The sequence below is a fragment of the Pseudomonas sp. R1-7 genome (genome assembly GCF_051132105.1).
GTDB lineage: Bacteria > Pseudomonadota > Gammaproteobacteria > Pseudomonadales > Pseudomonadaceae > Aquipseudomonas.
Window position 1 is genome coordinate 3,101,540 of sequence record NZ_CP071661.1, and the last position, 22,736, is coordinate 3,124,275.

General features: G+C 59.6%; 22 protein-coding genes and 1 tRNA gene. 19 read left to right on the plus strand and 4 right to left on the minus strand.

The genetic code is table 11. The features are described from left to right. Positions 1-18 precede the first annotated feature (18 nt). From J3P79_RS13915 to J3P79_RS13935, 5 genes are all read left to right on the plus strand, one after another. Positions 19-657, plus strand: coding sequence for a hypothetical protein (locus J3P79_RS13915; protein ID WP_434603315.1), 639 nt, complete (start codon positions 19-21; stop codon positions 655-657). A 16-nt stretch (positions 658-673) separates the two neighbouring features. After that, the gene (locus J3P79_RS13920) at positions 674-1,192 is read left to right on the plus strand and encodes an HvfX family Cu-binding RiPP maturation protein (protein WP_434603317.1); all 519 of its coding nucleotides are present in this window, start codon (positions 674-676) and stop codon (positions 1,190-1,192) included. Between the two features lie 101 nt (positions 1,193-1,293). Further along, the gene (locus J3P79_RS13925; protein WP_434603319.1) at positions 1,294-3,093 is read left to right on the plus strand and encodes a thiamine pyrophosphate-requiring protein; all 1,800 of its coding nucleotides are present in this window, start codon (positions 1,294-1,296) and stop codon (positions 3,091-3,093) included. Between the two features lie 2 nt (positions 3,094-3,095). Continuing rightward, positions 3,096-3,770, plus strand: coding sequence for a DUF2238 domain-containing protein (locus tag J3P79_RS13930; RefSeq protein ID WP_434603321.1), 675 nt, complete (start codon positions 3,096-3,098; stop codon positions 3,768-3,770). 127 nt (positions 3,771-3,897) lie between these two features. After that, positions 3,898-6,471: a bifunctional diguanylate cyclase/phosphodiesterase gene (locus J3P79_RS13935; protein WP_434603323.1), complete on the plus strand. Its 2,574-nt coding sequence runs from the start codon at positions 3,898-3,900 to the stop codon at positions 6,469-6,471. A gap of 63 nt (positions 6,472-6,534) precedes the next feature. Here the strand turns inward: J3P79_RS13935 and J3P79_RS13940 are convergent, their stop codons facing one another. Further along, on the minus strand, positions 6,535-6,975 hold the full coding sequence (locus J3P79_RS13940) for a carboxymuconolactone decarboxylase family protein (protein WP_434603325.1): 441 nt from the start codon (positions 6,973-6,975) through the stop codon (positions 6,535-6,537). Between the two features lie 165 nt (positions 6,976-7,140). On the opposite strand from J3P79_RS13940, the gene J3P79_RS13945 reads away from it, so the two are divergent. The 4 genes from J3P79_RS13945 to J3P79_RS13960 all read left to right on the plus strand — a co-directional run bounded on the left by J3P79_RS13945 (position 7,141) and on the right by J3P79_RS13960 (position 10,640). Then, entirely contained in the window at positions 7,141-8,574 is a 1,434-nt protein-coding gene (locus tag J3P79_RS13945; protein WP_434603327.1) for a PLP-dependent aminotransferase family protein, read from the plus strand. Between the two features lie 112 nt (positions 8,575-8,686). Next, positions 8,687-8,980: a putative quinol monooxygenase gene (locus J3P79_RS13950; protein WP_434603329.1), complete on the plus strand. Its 294-nt coding sequence runs from the start codon at positions 8,687-8,689 to the stop codon at positions 8,978-8,980. 124 nt (positions 8,981-9,104) lie between these two features. Further along, positions 9,105-9,509 (plus strand): cupin domain-containing protein, encoded by a 405-nt coding sequence (locus tag J3P79_RS13955; RefSeq protein ID WP_434603331.1) that lies wholly within the window; start codon positions 9,105-9,107, stop codon positions 9,507-9,509. 111 nt (positions 9,510-9,620) lie between these two features. Continuing rightward, entirely contained in the window at positions 9,621-10,640 is a 1,020-nt protein-coding gene (locus J3P79_RS13960) for a GlxA family transcriptional regulator (RefSeq protein ID WP_434603333.1), read from the plus strand. A 19-nt stretch (positions 10,641-10,659) separates the two neighbouring features. Here the strand turns inward: J3P79_RS13960 and J3P79_RS13965 are convergent, their stop codons facing one another. Further along, entirely contained in the window at positions 10,660-11,601 is a 942-nt protein-coding gene (locus J3P79_RS13965; protein ID WP_434603335.1) for a LysR family transcriptional regulator, read from the minus strand. Positions 11,602-11,992: 391 nt separating this feature from the next. Between J3P79_RS13965 and J3P79_RS13970 the strand changes: the two genes are divergently transcribed. From J3P79_RS13970 to J3P79_RS13980, 3 genes are all read left to right on the plus strand, one after another. After that, on the plus strand, positions 11,993-13,126 hold the full coding sequence (locus tag J3P79_RS13970) for a sensor histidine kinase (protein WP_434603337.1): 1,134 nt from the start codon (positions 11,993-11,995) through the stop codon (positions 13,124-13,126). Next, entirely contained in the window at positions 13,086-13,736 is a 651-nt protein-coding gene (locus J3P79_RS13975) for a response regulator transcription factor (protein ID WP_434603339.1), read from the plus strand. The genes J3P79_RS13970 and J3P79_RS13975 overlap by 41 nt, the downstream gene beginning before the upstream one ends. Before the next feature lie 100 nt (positions 13,737-13,836). Beyond that, positions 13,837-14,211, plus strand: a complete 375-nt coding sequence (locus J3P79_RS13980) for a response regulator transcription factor (RefSeq protein WP_434603341.1) — start codon at positions 13,837-13,839, stop codon at positions 14,209-14,211. Positions 14,212-14,323: 112 nt separating this feature from the next. Here the strand turns inward: J3P79_RS13980 and J3P79_RS13985 are convergent, their stop codons facing one another. Further along, the gene (locus J3P79_RS13985; protein ID WP_039588756.1) at positions 14,324-14,995 is read right to left on the minus strand and encodes a Bax inhibitor-1/YccA family protein; all 672 of its coding nucleotides are present in this window, start codon (positions 14,993-14,995) and stop codon (positions 14,324-14,326) included. Between the two features lie 124 nt (positions 14,996-15,119). On the opposite strand from J3P79_RS13985, the gene J3P79_RS13990 reads away from it, so the two are divergent. From J3P79_RS13990 to J3P79_RS14000, 3 genes are all read left to right on the plus strand, one after another. Further along, positions 15,120-15,207: transfer RNA gene (locus tag J3P79_RS13990), tRNA-Ser, on the plus strand. A gap of 440 nt (positions 15,208-15,647) precedes the next feature. Continuing rightward, the gene (locus J3P79_RS13995; protein ID WP_434603343.1) at positions 15,648-16,838 is read left to right on the plus strand and encodes a cation:proton antiporter; all 1,191 of its coding nucleotides are present in this window, start codon (positions 15,648-15,650) and stop codon (positions 16,836-16,838) included. A gap of 202 nt (positions 16,839-17,040) precedes the next feature. Next, on the plus strand, positions 17,041-18,117 hold the full coding sequence (locus J3P79_RS14000) for an AI-2E family transporter (protein WP_434603345.1): 1,077 nt from the start codon (positions 17,041-17,043) through the stop codon (positions 18,115-18,117). Positions 18,118-18,191: 74 nt separating this feature from the next. Here J3P79_RS14000 and J3P79_RS14005 read toward each other — a convergent pair whose 3' ends face one another. Next, positions 18,192-18,536, minus strand: coding sequence for a potassium channel family protein (locus J3P79_RS14005; protein ID WP_434603347.1), 345 nt, complete (start codon positions 18,534-18,536; stop codon positions 18,192-18,194). A 466-nt stretch (positions 18,537-19,002) separates the two neighbouring features. Between J3P79_RS14005 and J3P79_RS14010 the strand changes: the two genes are divergently transcribed. The 4 genes from J3P79_RS14010 (at position 19,003) to J3P79_RS14025 (ending at position 22,667) form a co-directional block, all read left to right on the plus strand. Further along, positions 19,003-19,116: a hypothetical protein gene (locus J3P79_RS14010; protein WP_434611469.1), complete on the plus strand. Its 114-nt coding sequence runs from the start codon at positions 19,003-19,005 to the stop codon at positions 19,114-19,116. Between the two features lie 76 nt (positions 19,117-19,192). Beyond that, a complete protein-coding gene (gene potE / locus J3P79_RS14015) occupies positions 19,193-20,521 on the plus strand; it encodes a putrescine-ornithine antiporter (RefSeq protein WP_434603349.1) in 1,329 nt (442 codons plus the stop codon). Between the two features lie 51 nt (positions 20,522-20,572). Further along, a complete protein-coding gene (locus J3P79_RS14020) occupies positions 20,573-21,481 on the plus strand; it encodes an amino acid ABC transporter substrate-binding protein (protein ID WP_434603351.1) in 909 nt (302 codons plus the stop codon). A 331-nt stretch (positions 21,482-21,812) separates the two neighbouring features. Continuing rightward, the gene (locus tag J3P79_RS14025) at positions 21,813-22,667 is read left to right on the plus strand and encodes an SPFH domain-containing protein (protein ID WP_039588762.1); all 855 of its coding nucleotides are present in this window, start codon (positions 21,813-21,815) and stop codon (positions 22,665-22,667) included. Positions 22,668-22,736 lie beyond the last annotated feature (69 nt).

Here is a 22,736-nt window from a genome sequence, read left to right on the forward strand (position 1 = left end):
TTCCCAAGGAGCTTTCCCATGCCTACCGCCACCGCAACGCTGCCTGCTTTCCGCTACCAGGGTTGGTCGCTGTTCAATTTGCTTGCCGCCCTGGTGCTGCTGATGACCGCGCTTATCCTGATCATCAACCCGGACCTGACCGAAGGCGTGCGCAGCGCCATTCGCGCCACCGCTCGCTCATCCTTCGTCCTCTTCCTGCTCGCCTTCACGGCCTCGGCGTTTGCCGTGCTGGTGCCCTCGCCCCTGAGCAAATCCCTGGTGCGCGAACGGCGCTTCATCGGGTTGGCCTTCGCCTTTTCCCATTTGGTCCACGCCTTGTTGATCTACTGGTACGGCCAGCTCAACACCGAGTTCTGGCCTGGCCGGACCACGCTTGGCAACGTGCCCGGCACCGTGGGCTACGTGTTCATCCTGCTACTGGCCCTGACCTCATTCAAAAGCACCACGCGGCTGATTGGCATCACCGCCTGGAAGCGCCTGCACGCGACCGGCATGTGGGTACTGGCGGCGATATTTGCCTACTCCAACTTCAAGCGCATTCCCATGAGCGACTGGTACGTGTTGCCGTTCGGCCTGATCTGCGCCGCCACGGCGATCCGCCTGGTAGGCAAGCTGGCCCAGGCCAACAAGCGCCAATCCTTGGCACGTGCGGCCTGAGCGAAGGAGAACGATCATGTACGCAACTGTCTCGAAAACGTTGAATGGCCTGCACGACAACCTTAATCACGCCGGATCGTGGCTCGCACCGCTGGGGCTGCGCCTGTTCCTCGCCTGGGAATTCTTCGAATCCGGCCTGGAGAAATGGAACGGCCAGAACTGGTTCGCCGAGATCCAGTCGGCCTTCCCCTTCCCGTTCAACCATGTGCCGGCCAGTTGGAACTGGGAATTGTCGATGTGGGCGGAGCTGATCTGCGCCCTCGCCTTGTTGATCGGCTGGGGCACACGGGCGTCGGCGCTGGTGTTGATGGTCGTTACCGTGGTTGCCACCGCTGCCGTGCATTGGCCCGCCGACTGGTCGAGCCTGAGTGAGCTGGCCCAGGGGTACGCGATTACCAACAAGGGCTACGGGAACTTCAAGCTGCCGTTGATCTACCTGATTGCGCTGCTGCCGTTGCTGTTGCAGGGAGCCGGCAAGTTGAGCGTGGATGCGCTGCTCAAGTCGATGCCTTGGACAAAAAAATCGAAACCTTGAAGGGCTTGCGTCGGTCCAGTCCTGTATGAGCCATGGCGCTGCGTACCGCTGCCACAGCGGGCGCAGCCCCTCAAGACAGCCCATCAGGACGAGGAACAGACATGAGCATGACCGTCGGCGATTTTCTGGTTGAACGCCTTTACGAATGGGGCGTTCGTCGCATCTACGGCTATCCGGGCGATGGCATCAACGGCGTGTTTGGGGCCTTGAACCGGGCCAAGGGAAAAATTCGTTTTATCCAGGCCCGGCACGAAGAAATGGCCGCGTTCATGGCCTGCGCCCATGCCAAGTTCACCGGCGAGCTGGGGGTGTGTGTCGCAACGTCTGGCCCAGGGGCGTCGCACCTGATTACCGGTCTGTATGACGCACGCATGGACCACATGCCCGTGCTGGCGATCAGCGGCCAACAGGCGCGCAACGCGCTTGGCGGTCACTACCAGCAGGAACTTGACCTAGTCAGCCTGTTCAAGGATGTCGCCGGCGCGTTCGTCCAGCAAGCCAGTGCCCCGGCCCAGGTCCGTCACCTGGTCGACCGCGCGGTACGCACGGCGGTGGGTGAACGTCGAGTCACGGCGCTGATCCTGCCCAACGACCTGCAGGATCTGGAATACACGCCACCGCCCCACAAGCACGGCACGCTGCATTCCGGCGTCGGCTACCGCAAACCCAAGGTCGTGCCCTATGAAGAAGACCTGCGCCGGGCCGCCGACGTGCTCAATGCCGGCAAGAAAGTCGCCATCCTCGTGGGCGCGGGGGCGCTGCACGCCACGGACGAAGTCATTGCCATCGCCGACAAACTCGGCGCCGGCGTCGCCAAGGCCCTGCTCGGCAAGGCGGCGGTGCCCGACGAGTTGCCATGGGTCACCGGCTCCATCGGGCTGCTGGGCACCGAGCCCAGCGACAATCTCATGGCCGGTTGCGACACCTTGCTGATGATCGGATCCGGCTTTCCCTACGCCGAATTCCTGCCAGCCGAGGGCCAGGCGCGTGGCGTGCAGATCGATCTTAAGCCAGACATGCTCAGCCTGCGCTATCCCATGGAAGTCAACCTGCAAGGCGACAGTGCCGACACCCTGCGGGCCTTGTTGCCGTTGATCGAAGAAAAAACCGATCGGGCCTGGCGCGAAAAAATCGAACAATGGCGCGCGGACTGGGACAAGACCCTGGAAAAACGCGCCCTGGTCTCGGCCAAGCCGATCAACCCGCAGCGCGTCACGTTCGAACTGTCGCCACGGCTGCCGGACCGCGCCATCATCACTTGCGACTCCGGCTCCTGCGCCAACTGGTACGCACGGGACGTCCAGATCCGTCGCGGTATGATGTGCTCGCTCTCCGGCGGCCTCGCCTCCATGGGCGCCGCCGTGCCCTACGCCATCGCCGCGAAATTCTGCCACCCGGATCGCCCGGTCATCGCGCTGGTGGGCGACGGCGCGATGCAGATGAACAACATGGCCGAGTTGATCACCGTCGCCAAATACTGGCGAACCTGGACCAATACAACCTGGATCTGCGCGGTGTTCAATAACCAGGACCTGAACCAGGTGACCTGGGAGCAACGGGTCATGGAAGGCGACCCGAAATTCGAGGCGTCCCAGAACATACCCGATGTGCCCTACCATCTGTTTGCCGAGTCCATCGGCCTCAAGGGCATCCTCGTGGATCAGGAAAGCGACGTCGCCAGCGCCTGGGAACAGGCATTCGCCGCCGAACGCCCGGTGCTGATCGAGTTCCGCACCGACCCCGACGTTCCACCGCTGCCGCCGCATATCAAGCTCGAGCAGGCGAAGAAGTTCGCATCCACCCTGCTCCAGGGCGACCCGAACGAGCGCGGCATCGTGGTCGAGACGGCCAAGCAGGTGCTCGGCGCGTTGCTGCCGGGTCATCGAAAGGACAAAGATTAAACATGCAGACCCGAGCGAGCCGTTATGAGCTGACCCTGCTGGGAAGCTTCGTCGCCCTATGGACATGGCTAGCCATCGCCCCGGTGAAGCGCAGCGACTGGCTGGCTGAGAACCTGCTGGTCGTTGCCTTGCTGGTGGCTCTGGTGGCGGTCCACCGGCGGTTCAGCCTTTCGCGCCTGTCCGCCACGCTGGTATTCGTGTTTCTCTGTATTCACGAGGTAGGCGCTCACTACACCTATGCGAAAGTCCCCTATAACCAGTGGTGGCAAGCCCTGACCGGTGGGCAGCCGCTCGACGAACTCCTGGGTTTCCAGCGCAACCAGTTCGATCGCCTCGTGCACTTCAGCTATGGATTGCTGCTGGCCTATCCGGTGCGCGAGGCGCTGTTGCGGGTCATCCCGGCCCGGGGTTTCACAGGTTATTTCCTTGCGTGGAACCTGATCCTGTCTTCATCGGCCATCTACGAGTTGATTGAATGGGTCGGCGGCGCGTACATGGGCGGCGACACGGCCAAGGCGTTTGTCGGTGCGCAACAGGACCCATGGGACTCACAAAAAGACATGGCCCTGGCGGCACTGGCCGCGTGGTTGACGCTGATGGTGGCGGCCACCGTCAATTATTTCCAACAGCGGGACTTCGCCCTGGAATGGGCGCTGCGCGGCAAAACCAGCAGCTGAAACCGATCGCCTGGCGAAAATGGAACAACTGGTCAACAATCGCCTACTTTTATTAAGTTAATCAGGCGGTCAGCCGATACAACGCTAGTGCGGGGTATCTCGCGTTCAGCTGATGGCTTTGTTTTTTATGATTGAAGATGCTGGCAATGGCTCCACGGTGATTTCCGTCGAGCGGCCCACCCGAAGTTTCACCCGCCGCACCTTTCCAGCCATCATGCTGTTGCTCTTCGTCATGTCTGCACTGGCGATCGCGGTGCTGCTCAACATCACCCGGACCCAGGACGAACAGGCACGCGAGCAGAGCCTGTTCTTTGCCCAGCGAGCCATCGACGGTATTCGTACAGGCATCGGCCGCGACCTCAGCGACTATTCCAAATGGAGCGATGCCTACCGCCACCTGCACGTAGTGGTCGACAAAGACTGGGCCTATGACCAGGAAAACGTCGGCAGCAGCGTGTTTTCGCTGTATGGCTACCAGGCGGTGTTCGTCATCTCCCCGACCGGCAAGACGGTGTATTCGGTCATCGATGGCCAGATGAGCGAAGTGGCCGCCGACACCTGGCTGACCGGCGACCTGCGGGCGCTCGTCAGGAAGGCCAGCGCTGCGGAGAATCGCGATGAGGTGATCGTCGAAATGCTCCACCATGAAGACGCGCCCGCCTTTGTTGCCGTCTCCGCGATCACCACCGGTACCGACAACAGCGTTGAAGAGATTTCTGGCCCGCCCAGCCTGCTGTTATTCGTCAAAGTCCTCGACAGCGCTGCGTTGCAGGGCCTGTCACGGGACTTTGCCCTGCCCAATGCACATATCGCCCATACGCCAGGCCCGAAAGACACCGCGCAACTGCTGCTCGACGACCGGACCCGCGAAGCCCTGGCCTGGCGTCCCGCAACACCCGGCAAGGACCTGCGCAGGGTACTGCTGCCGCTATTGGCGCTGGCATTGTTGTTCCTGGCGATCATGGCCATGGCGGTGTTGCGTCATGCCTTGATCATGCTTCGGGCCCAGGAACGCCAGTACGCCAGTCTCCTGACTCATCGCAAGGCGTTGGAACGCAGCGAGGAACGCTTTCGCGACATCGCCGAAGTCTCGTCCGACTGGCTGTGGGAAGTCGACTCGGCCGGAACGTTGACCTATCTGTCGGAGCGCTTTGAGCAGGTGACGGGCTTCAGCCCCACGGAATGGGTCGGCAAACCGTTGCACCGCTTGCTTCATCCCCACAGCGGGTCGATCTCCATCGCCCATTGGCTGCTCGGCGGCGCCAACAGCGCTTCGTCTACCCCGTTGTTGTGCGAATACACCGCGCGCAACCAACGCATTCGCACCTGCAAGCTTTCGGTGCGAGCCATCGACGCCGGCAGCCAGGGCTTTCGCGGCACCGCCACCGACATCACTGACGAGTTGCGGGCGCTGGCGCAGATCAAGCATCTTTCCTTGCACGACCCACTCACCGGGCTGGCCAACCGCAACCGCCTGTTCGATTGCCTCAGCGAGCACCTGGACCAGGCGCAAAGCACGCCATTGGCGCTATTGAACCTGGACATGGACCGGTTCAAACCGGTCAACGACTCCCTGGGCCATGCCGTAGGCGACAAGGTCCTCAAGGAAGTGGCCCACATCCTCCAGCAAAACGTGCGCGACACCGACCTGGTGGCACGACTGGGGGGCGACGAATTCGTCATCGTCATGCCCAACCCCGGCAACGCCAACGACCTCGATCAGCTCTGCGAACGCTTGATCGATTGCATGCAACGCCCCATGCACCTGGACGGCAATACGCTGTATTTGGGCGTGAGCATCGGCGTGGCCTGGTCGCAACCCCTCGACCCGCGAGCCGAAGAGTTGTTGCGCCAGGCCGATATCGCCCTGTACGCGGCCAAGGCCGCCGGGCGCAATACCTGGCGCATCTATGAAGAGGCCATGGGCAATATCGCCCGCGACAAACGCCGCTACGAACAGCAACTGCGCGATGCGATGCAACAGGGCCAGCTTGAACTGCGTTACCTGCCCCGATTCGACGTCAGTGCCGAGCAGTTGCATGGGTTCGAAGCCCAGGCGTTCTGGCACCATCCGGAGCGCGGCGAACTGGCTGGGAGCGACTTCATCCCGGTTGCCGAAGCGTCTGGCCAACTGGAGGAACTGGGCACCTGGATGTTGATCAATGCCTGCGAAGAAGCGACGGCCTGGCCCAACGAGCTCAACGTTTCCCTGGCTGTTTCGCCTCGGTGGTTCAGCAGCAGTTTCCTGTTCAACCAGGTGCACAAGGCGCTGGAAACCAGCGGGCTGTCAGCCCAGCGCCTGACGCTTGAAGTGGCCGAAGGGGTACTGCTGACGGATCACAAGACGCTCGCCAAGACCTTGCATGCCCTCAAAGCCTTGGGCGTGCGGATCAATATCGATAAGTTCGGTACCAATATTGCGTCTCTGCGGGAGGTCCTTGACCAGCCGTTCGACGGCATTCGCTTTGATCGCAATATTCTTGCGCAGTTGGGTCTGGAGCAGGATGAGGAAGGTGTGCTGGCGATGATTCGGTTGAGCCGAAGTGTCGGGCTGATGGTCACCGCCGAGGGCATCGAGACTGCCCGGCAGTTCAGTCAGTTGCGCAGTGTGGCGTGTGATCATGTGCAAGGGCCGTACTTTGGCGCGGCGTTGGCTCGGTCGGAGATGGCTTCGTTCTTTACTACGCCGCGGTGGCTCTAATCTCTAGCGCTGACAGGCAGCCTTGTTGTTGACTGGGTACATATCCAAGGCCGTCAGCCCCGCCTACCCCCCCGGACTCTGCCGAAAACTCACGGCCAACCGATTCCAGCTATTGATGGTGCTGATCGCCATAGTCAAATCCACCAGTTCCTCTTCACTGAAACTGCCGCAGGCCAGCGTATAGACGTCATCCGGCACCTGGCTCTCAGCCAACAGCGTGACCGCTTCAGTCCAGGCCAGGGCAGCCCGCTCGCGATCGCTGAAAAAACCACTGTCGCGCCACACCGCCACCGCAAAAAGACGCCGCTCGGTCTCGCCCTGGCGCCGCGCATCCACCGAGTGCATATCGGTGCAGAAGGCGCAGCCGTTGAGTTGCGAAGCGCGGATCCTGATCAACTGCAGCAATGCCGGCTCGATGCTCAGCCGGCTGGTCAGCGCTTCCAGGCCGATCATCGCCCGCATCGCCCCGGGGGATGCACTGTAGTAATCAAGACGCGGGCTCATGGTGGGCTCCGTAGTGGTTGATCGATCCACGGTAGGACGCCGAGACCCTCCGCGACAGATCCAATCCGTCGATAAACGTCCACACAACTTCTCCGGTGCGGCGCATTGCGGGTAATCTTGCGTCACTGGCGCTTGCCGAAAACGATCCCCCAGGAGCCCGCGGGTATGGAACTTCATGTCGTCATCAACGGCCGCAAGGACCTCACGGGCCAGTTGTATCGACAATTGCGCAGCGCCATCGAAAGCGGTCGTCTGGCCGCCGGCACACAACTGCCGCCCAGCCGGCTGCTGGCGGAGCAACTGGGCGTTTCGCGCAAGACCGTTTCCGACACCTACGCCCAACTGACCTATGAAAATCTGCTCACCGGCATCGTCGGCAAGGGCACCTATGTCAATGCGCGCCCGGCCAGCATCGTGCGCAAACAGAGTCACCGTGAGCTTGCCGGGGCGGACGTGGTCGAGACCTGGCGCAACATGCCGGACTTGATGCGCCATCCGCTGCCCGAAAGCGCGCTGCGTTATGACTTCATTGGAGGCGCCACCGGCAAGGGTCAGTTTCCCCTGGATGACTGGCGTCGCTGCACCGCCCACGCCCTGCGCCAGATCGCCAATGCCAAGGGTTTCTACAGCCAGCCCGAAGGCTTGCCGGCGCTGCGCAACGCCATCGCCCAGCACATCGCGTTTTCCCGTGGGGTTAATTGCCAGGACGAGGACGTTGTAGTGTGCAACGGCGCGCAACAGGCCCTGGACTTGATTTCCCGGGTGCTGACCCGTCCCGCAAGCCTGGTCGCCATGGAAGACCCCGGTTATCCGCCGGCACGCCTGCTGTTCGGTTCCCATGGCGCGACGGTGGCCGGGGTGCCGGTGGACGAGCAAGGCATGCGCGTCGACCTGATTCCCGACGGTACGCGGCTGATTTACGTGACGCCGTCCCACCAGTTCCCACTGGGCATGCCCATGAGCCAGCCCCGGCGCGAGGCCCTGCTGGCTCGGGCTTATGAACTCGGCGCGATCATCATCGAGGACGACTATGACAGTGAATTCCGCTACGAAGGCCGCCCCACCGACTCGTTGCAGAGCATGGACGAGCGCGGGATCGTCGCGTACGTCGGGACATTTTCCAAGACCTTGTTGCCGGAGCTGCGGCTCGGCTATACCATCCTGCCACCCGCGATTCTCGAGGCGGTGATTCTTGCAAAGCGCCTGACCGACCAGCACACCTCCACCCTGCCCCAATGGGCGCTCGCCAAGTTCATCGCCGAGGGCTGCCTGCTAAAGCACATCCGCCGTTGTCACGCACTGTATGCCGGCCGGCGCGAGCGAATCCTGGCGCGCATGGCTGATGACCTGTCACCCTGGTTCGAGGCCGTGCCCACTACAGCGGGGTTCCATATGGCGGTGCTGTGCAAGGCGCCGATGGACCTTCCGTTGGTGATCGATCTGGCGAAAAAAGCCGAGGTCGGGCTCTACAGCCTCGACGGTTTCTTTAGCAAGGCGCCGGTGCGCCCTGGCTTGATACTGGGCTTCGGCGCCATAGACCTGCTGGACATCGACATCGCCCTCGACCGCCTGCGAGACATCCTGCAGCAGGTTGCCTGATCGATTGGACTGGGGATTTATCCGCCCATTGGCTGTTTTAGCCTTGTCCTGCCGAGCCTATCCTTTCTGGGTGTCGTCAGATTCCGTTCGACTTGATTCAGGAGCCAGGACAATGTCTCGCCAAGTGATGAACACCGTTCAGGTGCAGGCCGCTGCCGGGCGCTCGGAAGATCTGGGCCGCCAGCTGCAGCAAATCGTCGAAACCCTGCGAGCCTTGCCAGGCTGCGACGCCTACATGGTCGACCGCTGCCCGCAAGACAACGAGCGCTGGAACGTCAGCGCTCACTGGCAATCGGAAGCGGCCATGCAGGCACATTTCAACTGTCCCGAAGTCCAGGGCTTCATCAGCCTGATCGAAAGCCGCCTGGCTCGAAGCGTGGATTTCAACAGTTTCCCGGTGGTCTGACCCTACGCTTACGACCCTTGACATGGGTGGTCTACGCATCTTTCAAAAAATTGGACGTTTTTCCCCGGTACCTTGGGGCTTAGGGTGAACGGGAACTCACTCGACACCCCAGAGGTACCGCCCGATGAAATCGCTCTACTTGATCGCCGCCCTGAGCCTGATTCCCATTGCCACGCTTTACGCCCACGAAACCGCGCCGTCGGAAAACGTCCAGGTGCTCCAGGAAAAACTGTTGAAGAACCTGCCAGGGAAGAAAGCCATGATGCTGACCGTCGACTATGGACCGGGCCAGTCGTCCATCGCCCACAAACATGAAGGCACCGCCATGGCCTATGTGCTCGAAGGCGCGATAACCTCGCAAGTGAAGGGCGAACCGGCCATCACCTACAAGGCTGGCGAGTTCTGGTACGAAGCTGCCGGCTCCGAGCATCTGGTGTCGAAGAACGCCAGCGCCACCCAACCGGCCAAACTCCTGGTGTTCATGGTGATGGGCGAGGACGAAGCCGTGCTGATTCCGCTCAAGAACTGAGCGTGTCGAGGCCGGACAGGCCCGTCAGCTGCCTGCGCCCCCGTGGGCAGTCTCGATCTGCGATGATAATAACCTCCCCCTTCACGACGCTAGAACCGAGCCGACGCGACCATGAACGAGATGACCCATGACATCCGCATCACCACCGAGTCGATGTCCCAGTCGCGCGCATTGGTGTTCCTCGCTTATCCGCAAATGGGCCTGCTCGACCTGACCGGCGCCCAGACCGTGTTCTGGGCAGCGACCAAAGCCATGGCCGAGCGCGGCCGGCCGGGTTATCAGATGCACACCGCGAGCCTGGCCGGCGGACTGATGCAGACCGCCGAAGGGCTGGTTGTGGAAACGGCGTCCCTGCGCCAGTTCGACGGCGTCATCATCGACACGCTGATCGTGCCCGGCGCTCCGGACATCCGTCAGGCAATGATTGATTGTGTCGAACTGGTGGACTGGCTGCGCACGGCCTCCGCCAGGGCCCGGCGCACGGCGTCGGTGTGCAGCGGGACCTTCCTGATGGCCCAGGCCGGCTTGCTCGATGGGCGCCGAGCCGCCACGCATTGGGCCATGTGCGAAATGCTCAAGAGCGGCTTCCCATTGGTCGAAGTGGACCTCGACGCCATCTTCGTCCAACAGGACAAGGTCTGGACCTCGGCGGGTGTAAGCGCCGGCATCGACATGGCCCTGGCGCTGGTGGAGGCAGACTGCGGTCGGGACGTCGCGTTGCAAGTGGCCCGGGAATTGGTGGTATTTCTCAAGCGCCCCGGCGGCCAAGCCCAATTCAGCCAATTGTTGCTGTCGCAGACCCAGGACAGCGCCGGGTTCGATCAATTGCATGCCTGGCTGGCCGAGCACCTGGACGAGGCTGACCTGACCATCGAGCGAATGGCCCGGCAGGCACGGATGAGCCCGCGCAATTTCGCCCGGGTCTACAAGCTTCAGACCGGGCGAACCCCGGCCAAGGCTGTCGAAATGTTCCGCCTCGAAGCCGCGCGCAGATTGCTGGAGGATTCCGAGCGCAACATCGACCAGATTGCCCGGACATGCGGCTTTGGCGATGAAGAGCGGATGCGCAACACCTTCCAGCGCCACCTCTCGATTTCACCTCGTGAGTATCGCAGCCGTTTCTCCCGTTGAAGCGAACGGTGCTATTGCTTCAAGCCACGCGGCGAGCTGGGGCCCGGGAATCGGAGAGCTCGGCAAGGAACGCGCAGCACCGGGAACGCAACCAGCGCTCCCCAGGATCATTATGGGACGCCCCCCGCCAGACCATCGTCAGTTCATGCTCTGGCAGCGGAATCGGCGCCGCCTCAGCACGCAAGTCCGTCGCCATCGCCATGGCCTGCGCCACATAGTCGGGCACGATAGCGATCATGTCGCTGCCGGCCAGCAACCTCGGCAACGCGCTGAACTGCGGCACCGTCAGCACCACCCGCCGATGCCGGCCCGCCTGGCTCAATGCCCGGTCCGAGTCATCGATTACATGTCCCATGGACGAAACCACGGCGTGGGGCCGGCGGCAGAACTCATCCAAGGATAATTCGCCGGGACGCGAATCCGCCCGCAACAGCATGGGCCGGATCGGTCGCAATGTCTTGCGCCGGGCATTGGCGGGCAACTCCAGGGTGTGACTGATCCCCACGGTAATCTCGCCGCACGACAGCAACTGGCACATTTGCCATTGATCGGCGCGGCGTACCACCAGCGTCGTGCCGGGCGCCTCGATGCGCAGGCGGTGCAACAAGTCTGGGAGCAAGGCGTATTCGACATCATCGGACAGGCCGACATGAAATGTGGCGTCGCTGGTGGCGGGGTCGAACGCCTGGCAGCGACTCAAGGCGGCGGCGATTCCGTCCAGCGCGGGAGTCAGGTTGGAAAAGATTTCCTCTGCGCGCGAGGTCGGCTCCATGACCCGCCCCCCGCGGATGAACAAAGGGTCGTCGAACATCAGGCGCAAACGCGCCAGGGCGGCACTGATAGTCGGTTGACCGAGTGACAACTTCTCGCTCACGCGGGTGACGTTTCGCTCATGCATCATGGTTTCGAAGACAACCAGCAGATTGATGTCAGCACGACGCAGGTCATTTCTGTTCATCATGGTAGTCATTCCAGGCACAGGGCCGTTGAATCAAGGAAAGTCGCACCCGGAACGTCTTGCAGGGCCGACGCGATGGAATGTTTGAAGGTTAAGCCAAGGACCGGTGGGAGTCTCTTGTACCGGAGGACGCTCGGCCCACCCTTTGGGTCGAGTCATCGAAACCAGGGTATGGAGGATGACTGCCAGCGTTGGCAGGATTTCAGGGTTTTATGTCCTACCCCGGGCCGAGGGCAACTTTTAAGATCCGGTACCGATGCCCCCCGATTCTTCCTTCACCGGGGGTGGACCAGAAAAACAGAAGGATTGCAGCGTGCCCACACCCGCCAAGATGCTAAGGAACGTCTACCAAAGCCTGCGGCATAACCCTTGCCCAAAGGCGTCGGGGCCTTCAATGGGAGTCAGCACCCACCCGCTGGTCAATGCGTTGGGCTGGGCCGTCGGCCTGGTGGTGGCCTGCGGGATCGTCATTATCAACTCCGAAACCCATTCCGACCTGGCGCCGACGCTGCTCTACATCACGTTGCTGCTGATGGCGGCGAATCTGTTTTCCATCAACCTCGTGATCACCGTTGCCCTGATGTGCATGTTCCTGCTGACGACGACGTTCTTGTACAACGGCGGCTATCACCGATGGGAATCGATCACGGGCTTCTTCCGCTGCCTGACTGCCCTGTCTGCCATCGCGTTCCTGGCGCTGCGCAGCAAGCAGGCCTCGGACAGCCTGCGGCACAACCAGGCGTACCTGATCGAGGCCCAGGCTCATCTGGCCCACGCCACCCGGTTGACCTCCCTGGGGGAAATGGCCGCGTCCATAGCCCATGAAGTCAACCAACCACTGACGGCCATCACTAGCAGCGGCGAGGCATGTCGTCGCTGGCTGGATCGTCCGGTCCCAGACCTCAAGGAAGCCCTCGACTCGCTGGAGCGGATCGCCGCCAACGCGTGTCGCGCCAGTGAAGTGATCAATCGTACCCGAGCGATGGCGCGCAAATGCGATCCGCTGCGCCGGCCTGAAAACCTGGACGAGATCGTCAACGAATCCCTCGACCTGGTGCGCCAGCAATTGGTCCTTCACAGAGTCAGTGTGAAGACGGACCTCGCAGCGACGGCAAGCCGGATCAACGCCGACCGCGTGCAGCTGCAGCAAGTGATCATCAACCTGATCATCAATGCGTGCCACGCCATGGAGGCGATAAAGGTGCGGGACCGAATCCTGCGCATACGCACCTGGACACAAGCGCATGAGGTGCTGCTGGAGATCGCGGACCAGGGGGTCGGCATCGATGAAGAGGTCCTGCCCTCGTTGTTCGTCCCGTTTTTCACCACCAAGGAAAACGGCCTGGGCATCGGGCTTTCCATCTGTCGCTCCATCATGGACTTCCATGAGGGCAGGATCTGGGCCGCCAGCACGGTGGGCCAAGGCACCTCCTTCACGTTTTCGTTACCGCTACTTCCTTCTGCATGCCCCGCCAAGGACGCTGTCGATGAACCCAAGCCACGCCATGAACCCTGCTCTCATCACTGAACCCATCGTCTATGTGGTCGATGACGATCCATCGCTGCGCGAAGCACTTCGCAGCTTGCTACGCTCCATCGGCCTGCGGGTCGAACTGTTCGACTCGGTTGCGGATTTCATGGGCCATCCGCGCGCCGACACACCCAGCTGCCTGTTGCTGGACGTGCGCCTTCGCGGCATCAGCGGCCTGGATTTCCAGCAACAACTGGCGAGTGCCAACGTTCATCTGCCGATCGTATTCATGACCGGACATGGCGACATCGCCATGACGGTGCGCGCCATGAAGGCCGGCGCCGTGGACTTCCTGACCAAGCCCTTTCGCGAACAGGACCTGATCGATGCGGTGTCCACCGCCCACCAGCGCGACCGACTGCGCCGAGAGTCCGAACGCAGCCGGCAGGCGCTCCACGACCGCTACGCCAGTCTTACCGCCCGGGAACGCCAGGTGATGGCATTGGCCGCGTCAGGTCTGATGAACAAGCAGATTGCCGGGCAAATCGGCTTGAGCGAGATCACCGTCAAGATCCATCGTGGCCAGGCCATGCGCAAGATGGGTGCGCGCTCGTTTGCCGAGCTGGTGCGCATGGCCCAGGCACTGGACCTGGATCGCGGTCATTGACGGTTCATACCCACGTATACTAGGCGCGGCTTTTGGACCGCGTATCTTGCAGTGATAGGGGCGCCTTTATGGCGACCTGACATTACTGCCAGGTTTCGAAATGTCCGACACCGCAATTATTTCAGTTATCGATGACGATGAATCGGTTCGAGTTGCATTGGATGGGTTGCTGCGCTCCCACGGTTATCGCGTCAGGACGTACGCCAGCGCCATCGATTTTTTATCTTCAGCTGGATTTGAGAACTCCGCGTGCTTGCTGTCGGACATCCAGATGCCGGGGATGACTGGCACCCAACTGAGCGATGAGCTTTGTCTTCGCGGCATCGAGATTCCGCTTATTTTCATCACCGGTCTTCCCGCTGTACCGCCACGAGCGAGGCCCGGAGGAATGGGGCCGGTAGCGGTTTTTCCCAAGCCGTTCAATTGCGCCGAACTGATTGCTTGTATTGAATCGGTGCTTGGTCGTCTGCCTTGACGTGGTGCTGTGTATACCGTTGGTGCTGACGAAAAAAACGGCGCCCTTCCTGTCCGGAAAAGGCGCCGTCTTCAACTCGACAGCTCACGCCATCAACAGATATCCAGGGATATCAGTCATCGCGTCCCATCAAGCCGAACAGCTGCAACAAGCTGACGAACAGGTTGTAGATCGATACATACAGGCTGATGGTCGCCATGATGTAGTTACGCTCGCCACCATGGATGATCGCGCTGGTCTGATAAAGGATGCAGACCGACGAGAACAGCACGAAGCCGGCGCTGATCGCCAGTTGCAGGCCGCTGATCTGGAAGAAGAAGCTCGCCACTACCGCGCCCAGCAACACGAAGAAACCGGCGGTGATGAAACCGCTCAGGAAGCTCATGTCCTTGCGGGAGATCAGCACGTAGGCCGACAGGCCGCCAAACACCAGGGCGGTCATGGCGAAAGCCGAGCTGACCACTTCTGCGCCGCCCTGCATCCCCAGGTAACGGTTCAGGATAGGGCCGAGCAGGAAGCCCATGAAACCGGTCAGGGCGAAGGCGGAAACCAGGCCCCAGGCCGAATCGCGGAGCTTGTTGGTGAGGAAGAAAAGGCCGTAGAAACCGATCAGCACGACAAAGATGTTCGGATAACCGACACGCATCTGTTGTGCGACGAAGGCCATCACGCCGCTGAAAGCGAGCGTGAGAGCCAGCAGGCCATAAGTGTTGCGCAGGACGCGGCTAACCTCTAGCTGCTCAGCCTGCACGCTGTTGTTCACTGCGTAATCCTGTTCGCGCATGGCGACACTCCTCCGGTTCTGAAACATTCAGTGGCACCGATCATAACAGACGCTCTGTAACAAGCTACGTAGAGAGTTTGACAGTGTGTTTCATTCGGGTATTATGGCGCCCGCAACGCAATACGGAGGTGTGGCCGAGTGGTTTAAGGCAACGGTCTTGAAAACCGTCGACTGTAACAGGTCCATGAGTTCGAATCCCATCGCCTCCGCCATCTTTATACGACAAAGCCCTGATTATTCAGGGCTTTGTCGTTTCCGGGCACAGGGAATTCCCTACAGTCCTCTTGCGTAATCCTTTCCCTTTGGGTCCGCCGGATCGGCTGGATGTTGCGCCTGACTCGCACTTGCTCGTAGCTACCCGTCTTAAGATGACAACGTCCATGCGGGTCAGGATGCATTGAGTGATCCAAGGCAGGGAGATAAAAGAAAATCTTCTAGCTCACGGATTCAATCCTACAATTTCGGTAGCAACGTCACGTCGATTGCGATAAGTACGGCATACCGAGGATTTACACCGCGATCCAGGTATGAAATCGCGGGCTCAAGCAGCCCCGGGCATATCGAATGGTCTCGTTTCAGAATTTCGAGCTGCGCACACCAATGGCCACAGTGCCATTGCCCTAGCGACATCCACTGGACGAGCAGGTCAGCGATGTATCAGAACCTAGCCCTGCTTGCCGCGTTCCTACTGACCTACAGCATATTTGCAGGACGTTTCGAGTCACGCCTGCTCAATGGTCCGCTGATGTTCATGCTTGCCGGTCTGATTCTCGGCCCGGCGTTTCTAGGTATTCTGCAACCTCGAATTGACAAGGACGGCCTACGGATCCTGGCCGAGCTGACATTGGCGATTGTTCTTTTCAGCGACGCCGCCAACGCCAACCTCAAGACTCTAAAAGCATACGAAGGTTTACCGTTACGCTTGTTGCTGCTGGGGTTACCACTGACCATGCTAAGTGGCTGGCTGGTGGGCATTTGGTTGTTTCCACAGGTACCGTCATTGGAGCTGGCAATACTGGCGACCCTCCTGGCGCCCACCGACGCGGCGCTGGGCAAGGCCGTAGTGAGCAATCCCAAGGTTCCCGCGTCCGTACGTGAAGGGTTGAATGTAGAGAGCGGGTTGAATGATGGCATCTGTGTTCCGGTGTTGCTGATGTTCCTGGCGCTGCTGATCGAAGAGCAGACACGTTCTCCCCTCTCGGTGGCCGGGCTGCTGTTTATCGAGGAGCTTGGCATCGGCGCGGTGACCGGTGTCGTCCTGACGCTTATCGCCTGGCAATTGCAGCGTTACTCTGGACAACATCAATGGCAGACGCCCGTGTGGTCACAACTGATGCTGCCCGGCTTAGCCGTTCTTTGCTTTGCCGCAGCGCAAGCAATAGGCGGTAGCGGGTTTATCGCCGCATTTGTCGGCGGGTTGTTCGCCAGCTATCTGTTTACCGAGGAAAAGCATCACCTGCTAAAGGCCAGCGAAGAATTCGCCAGCCTGTTATCGGTCGTTACCTGGGTCGTATTTGGCGCGCTGGTAATTCCTCGGGCCTGGAGCAGCCTTACCTTGGAGGTCTGGCTATACGCGCTGCTCAGCCTGACCGTGATTCGCGTGCTGCCGGTATTGATCAGCCTTGCAGGAAGCCGCTTCGATCTCGAAACCCGGCTGTTCATCGGCTGGTTCGGCCCGCGAGGCCTGGCAAGCATCGTCTTCGCCGTCATGATATTGGAGTACCCCCTTGAAGCCAGCCGTACCTTGGTAGCTGTTGCCGTCTGTACCGTTTTCCTGAGCGTGATACTCCATGGCTTGACGGCCAACCCATGGGTTGCTCGGCTGGCTCGCCGCGATCATTGATTTTTGTCAGGAATCACCCCGCTCGCGAATGCTAGCGTTGTGATCAAAGAACTCTACGCGTTCGTTCAAGCAACCTTTGCGGGGTTGAATCTCAGTTGCACCGCCCGGCCCAAGCACAGGTTGCCCTCCGTCCTCGGTTGCGCATCCATGCGAGGACTAATCAAGTTCGTTCCTTTGCAGCCATCTACCAGGAGGCAATCAATTGGAGCCCACACCGATCGCCGAGAGATCGTTCTCTCACAGTCTGCTGAATGTACTGATTCGCGCCGGGCTGATTGCGGTTCTGGTAATTGTCTGCTTCCAGATCTTCAGTCCGTTCAAGGAACTGTTGCTTTGGTCATTGATCCTGGCGATTACACTTTATCCGTTGCAGCGTCGGCTGAAGGACATGCTGGGGCAAAAGGACGGGTACATTTCAACGCTGATCGTGCTGATCACCATTGGTATCCTCACCGTGCCTATCTATCTGTTAGGCACTTCCATCGCCGACTCAGTGAACAGTGTCATAAGTCTGCTCAAGAGCGGCAATCTGCATGTTCCATCGCCGCCCGATTCAATTGCTGCTTGGCCACTCGTGGGCAAACCACTGCATGACCTCTGGCAACAGGCAGCGTCCGACCTGCCGGACCTGGTGTACAAGTTCGTACCGCAGATCAAAGGGATCAGCCTGGCGCTGTTGAGCAAGCTCGCCGGGGTCAGCATGGGCTTGATCAGCTTCATCTTCGCCCTGGTCATCGCCGGCATAATCATGGCCCATGGAGAAAACGGCAGTCGTAGCGCGGTACAGATCGCTACGCGCTTAAGCGGTCCGATCAGAGGACCGAAGATCGCTGGACTGTGTACTGCCACGATCCGTGCGGTGGCGCTTGGGGTGGTCGGAATCGCCTTCATCCAAATGCTGCTGATTGGTGTCGGTTTCGTGATCATGGGTATCCCTGGCGCGGGTCTACTGGCCCTCGCGGTTCTGCTGATCGGCATCATTCAGCTACCGGCGACACTGATTACCCTCCCGGTGATCGTCTTCGTTTTCGCCACCGAAGGCGCCAGCACGGCGACCATTGTGTTCGCCATCTATATCTTCGTCGCCGGCCTGGTAGACAACGTACTCAAGCCACTATTGTTGGGACGCGGTGTCGATGTACCGATGCCGGTGGTGTTAATCGGGGCCTTGGGGGGCATGGTCACCAGCGGCGTCATCGGGTTGTTCATCGGCCCGGTGGTGCTGGCTGTCGGTTACCAGCTCTTTTGGCAGTGGGTGCGTAGCGCGCCCGACGACTAGCCGAAAACCTGGTTGGGGCCCTGCTTCGCCCCGTCGCAATCTGCGGCCCGCTCGCAAGAGAAGGAACCGGTACGTCAGTGCTTGTCCCGCTCTGCGGCCCGTACTGCAATCTCGATCGCCCGAATACTGATCGACGCAAATATCGCCGTCAGCAGGATGCCATTGAAACCGAGCAGGATCGCAAGCACACGAGTGATGGCCAGCTTTGGTGCGAAATCCCCGTAACCGATGGTCAAGCCCGTCACGAAGGCAAAATAGATGCCCTCAAAAGGACTCCAGGCTTCCAGATAGCTGATGATCAGGCCGATCAGCACGATACTAATGATGATGAGAGACAGAATCGGCCAGACCACATGCAAGTAGAACCACACTGCTTTGTAGAACTCACGACGGATGTGCTTTGCATGGGCGAAGTTCATGTCACGGCTTCCTGAAGTTTACCTTGCCGGCAATTGGTTGCGGCAGCCTTGATTATCATCCTTGAGCTTGGCACACATTTTCGAAACCGACGCCAACGCCAACTAAACCATCGGTTCGATGTGCCTGTAGAGCAGCCATCGAACAAAAATATCAATTGTCAGATGTCGATAATTAAACGATGGATAAAAAGGCAACGATTGTTGATTTTTATCAATAGTCTTTTGTTCAACCGAGGACACGCTGACGGTGACGCAACGCAGTGGACTGCTCAGGGTCGGCACCTGCAAGGTGTCACAGCTTTAATGAAGCAGTATTTTTTACGCTGGGTTTGTGCGAACGAATAAGCGCGCTACTGTATTTGATAGTGAATACGAATAGCCGTTTAAACACGTATATTCTCCAAATTAATTGCAAACGCTCAAAGCCGGCACTGACAACAAGGCCATCATTGACTATTTGTTGGCGATGGAGCGATTCGATGGCCATTTCCCTGGCTTCGAACATGACAATCATGGCGTGGAAATCGAACGCGATAGCCAAGGCCAGCTCATCTACAAGGTGTATGTAATCAAACACTAGGGTTGTAACCCCCTGTCCGACGACCTTTCAAGCGCCGGAACGAGGTCAATGCGTTGAGCAGATCAAGGAGTTCCCGATGGCCGACTCGAGCAAAAAAATGAGCCTTATGGGGCTCACCACACTGGTGACCGTGAACATGATGGGCTCAGGCATCATCATGCTGCCGACGAGCATGGCTCAACTTGGTGCCGTTTCACTCTTGTCATGGATCGTCACCGCCGTCGGCTCCATGGCCATCGCCTACTGCTTTTCCCAGTGCGGCATCTATTGTCCGCGCTCAGGCGGCTTATCTGCCTATACCGAAGAGGCACACGCCAAATCCGGGTTTTTCCTCTGCTCCTATCTGTACTTCCTTTCGCTGGCCATCGCCAACGTCGCGGTCGCCATCTCCGCGGTGGGGTACATGACCTCATTCGTGCCCTGGTTGGGCAGTGGCGCCATTCCGCTTTTCACCGGAACGGTCGGCTTGCTCTGGTTGACTACCGTGGCCAACTTCGGCGGCCCTGGTATCACCGGCAAGATCGGTGCGATTACCGTGTGGGGTGTGATCATCCCGGTCGCAGGCTTGAGCATCATCGGCTGGTTCTGGTTCAAACCCGATTTGCTGGTTGCCGCGTGGAACCCTAACGACCTGCCAATTTCCGAAGCGATCAGCAAGGCAATTCCCCTGACCTTATGGGCTTTCCTCGGCATGGAATCAGCCGCACAGGCCTCCGATGCCGTGGAAGACCCCAAGCGCACGGTACCCTTGGCTTGCCTGTTCGGCACGTTGGGTGCGGCAGTGGTTTACGTTCTGTCGACTACCGTTATTCAGGGCATCATACCCAACGCAGAGCTTGCCAACTCATCGGCGCCTTTTGCGCTGGTCTACGCCCACATGTTCAACCCCACGGTCGGCAACATCATCATGGCGTTGGCGGTAATGGCGTGTGTGGGGTCGCTGCTGGGCTGGCAGTTTACCCTGGCGCAAACAGCCAAGATGACGGCTGACCAGGGAATGTTCCTCAAGCTGTTCGCCAAGGTCAACGCACGAAATGCCCCGATAGTCGGAATGCTGGTCTGTGGCGTGTTGCAGACCTTGTTGGCGCTATCGACCATTTCGCCCAATGCCAGCGCTCAATTCGGAAAACTCGTCAGCCTTGCGGCAGTGACCAATCTGATCCCCTACGTGACGGCCGCGACCGGCCTGCTGGTAATGATGCACAAAGCCAAGGTTGGTGTCGGCATACACGCCCGCAACACAACGCTGTTGCTGGTCGCGGTGGCCTATTCCTTATACGCCCTGTACGCGTGCGGCAGAGATGCCGTGTTCGGCGGCACTCTCGTCCTGGTTTTCGGCTACCTGCTCTACGGTTTCCTGGCCAAACGCTTCGTCGAGGCCGCTCCAACCGCTGGCCAGCCTTGACCGTTGTCTTCAGGACTGCACTCAACACATCTGAATTCAGGGAACCAGAATATGAACGTCAAACCGACCAAGACCCAGAATCTGCTGCTCGTTTGTCTGCTGGCGCTGGTACCGGTACTCGCCGATGCCAATACGCTTGAACGGGTGCGAGCGAGCAATACCTTCACCCTCGGCTATGTGCCGGATTTCGCGCCTTTTAGCGTTCAGGCCGCCGATAAAGCCAGCGGTTATGCCATGGATCTCTGCCTGAAAATCGCCGACAAGGTCAAGTCCGAGCTGGGTTTGCCCGAGCTGGAAATTCGCTACCAGCCCGTCTCGGGCGTCGAACAGGTCAGTGCCGTGAGTTCAGGTAAGGTGGACATCCTCTGTACACCTACCGCCCCCACGCTTGAGCGGCGCAAGACGGTCAGCTACTCAGTTCCGATCTACACAGCCGGCCTCTCGGCAGTGGTGCGCCAAGATGCACCACCGGCGTTGCTCAACGTGCTCAATGGCAAGGTTGCCCATACCGGGCCAACGTGGCGAGCGACTATCAATCGTGGTCTGTCGAACCAAACCTATGCCGCCATCGCAGGCGGAATTACCGACACATGGATTCGTCAACAGCTGCGATTATTAGGCGTGGTAGCCAATCTGGTCACCGTCGAGAATACAGACGCAGGCCTTAAACTGGTTGCCGACGGAAAAGCCGATGCCTTCTTCGCCGAGCGCCTGATGCTCAACAATCTCCTCGCTACGCATTATCCAGACGCCAACCTGGTTTTGCTGGAACGTATTTTTGAGTATGCCCCCACCGTAATGACAGTAGACCGAGACGACGAGGACTTCCGTTTGCTGGTCGACACGACGCTCAGTGAAATGTATCGCTCCGGCGAGGTCGAGCAGGCGTTCGACAAACACCTGGGCGGAGCCAGCGACACGGCCAAAAAATTGTTCAAGGTTTATGCGATACCGGATTGAAACACTCATCATGTTCGGCATGGCTAGCACACGGCGGAACTACGGAGATAACTGATGCGGATGTCCAAAGTCCAAACGCCGACAGACTGATAAACAGGTCGTAGATTGGGCTACGTAGGAGGTTTGACAGTGTGTTTCACTCGGGTATCATGACCGCCGCAACGCAGTACGAAGGGGGCCGAGTGGTTGTAGATCCATCGCATCCGCCTTCTTATTAAGTTAAAGCCCTGACTTGTCAGGGCTTTTTCGTGTCTGGCGTTTGAAAAAACAGTGACGGTCTTCACAAAGGAAACAGTGCATGCCATCTCCTAAACCGCTCAAGGAAAGTAAAGTGACCAGTAAAACCATCGGTTCGATCGGCGCAGCCATTATCGGCGTGGCCCTGTTGTTTGTTTTCTTCGGCAGTTGGTACACGGTTGATGAAACCGAACGCGGCGTGCTTCTGCGCAACGGCGCGCTGGTCGGAGTGGTTGAACCGGGGCTGTCGTTCAAGACGCCATTCATTGAATCGGTGCGCCTGATCAGCACGCAGAGCCAAGTGACTTCCTACGATGACTTGCAGGCCTACAGCAAGGACCAGCAATCGGCCGAGCTGAAGGTGTCCGTGTCCTGGCACATCGCGCCTTCCGACGTGGCGAAAGTCTATACCCAGTTCAAGGACCTGGAAGGCATTCGCGATCGCATGATCAGCCGGCAGGTGCCGACACAGGTGGAGAATGTGTTCGGCAAGTTCAACGCTGTCGCCGCCGTGCAGAATCGCGTCCAACTGGTCAACGATATTTCCGCGGCGATCAAATCGACGATTACCGGGCCGGTGATCATCGACAGCGTCCAGGTTGAGAACATTGATTTCAGTGACGCCTATGAAAAAGCCATCGAAGCACGCATGGCTGCGGAAGTGCAGGTCAAGACTCGCGAGCAGCAGCTCGCAACCGAGCAGGTCCAGGCGCAGATTCGCGTCACCCAGGCCCAGGCGGAAGCCGATTCGCAAGTGGCCCAGGCCAAGGCGGACGCCCTCGCCACTGAACTGCGTGGCAAGGCGGAGGCAGAGGCGATCAAGGCCCGCGCCCAGGCATTGTCCAGCAACCAGAACCTCGTGGAGCTGACCAAGGCCGAGCGCTGGAACGGTCAGTTGCCCACCACCATGCTGCCCAACAGTGCGCTGCCATTCATTGATCTGAAGTAACTTTCCTGGCGCGGTCGATCCTGGCCGCGCCCTTTATTTACCCTGCACCGCGCTGCCGAGCAGTAACGT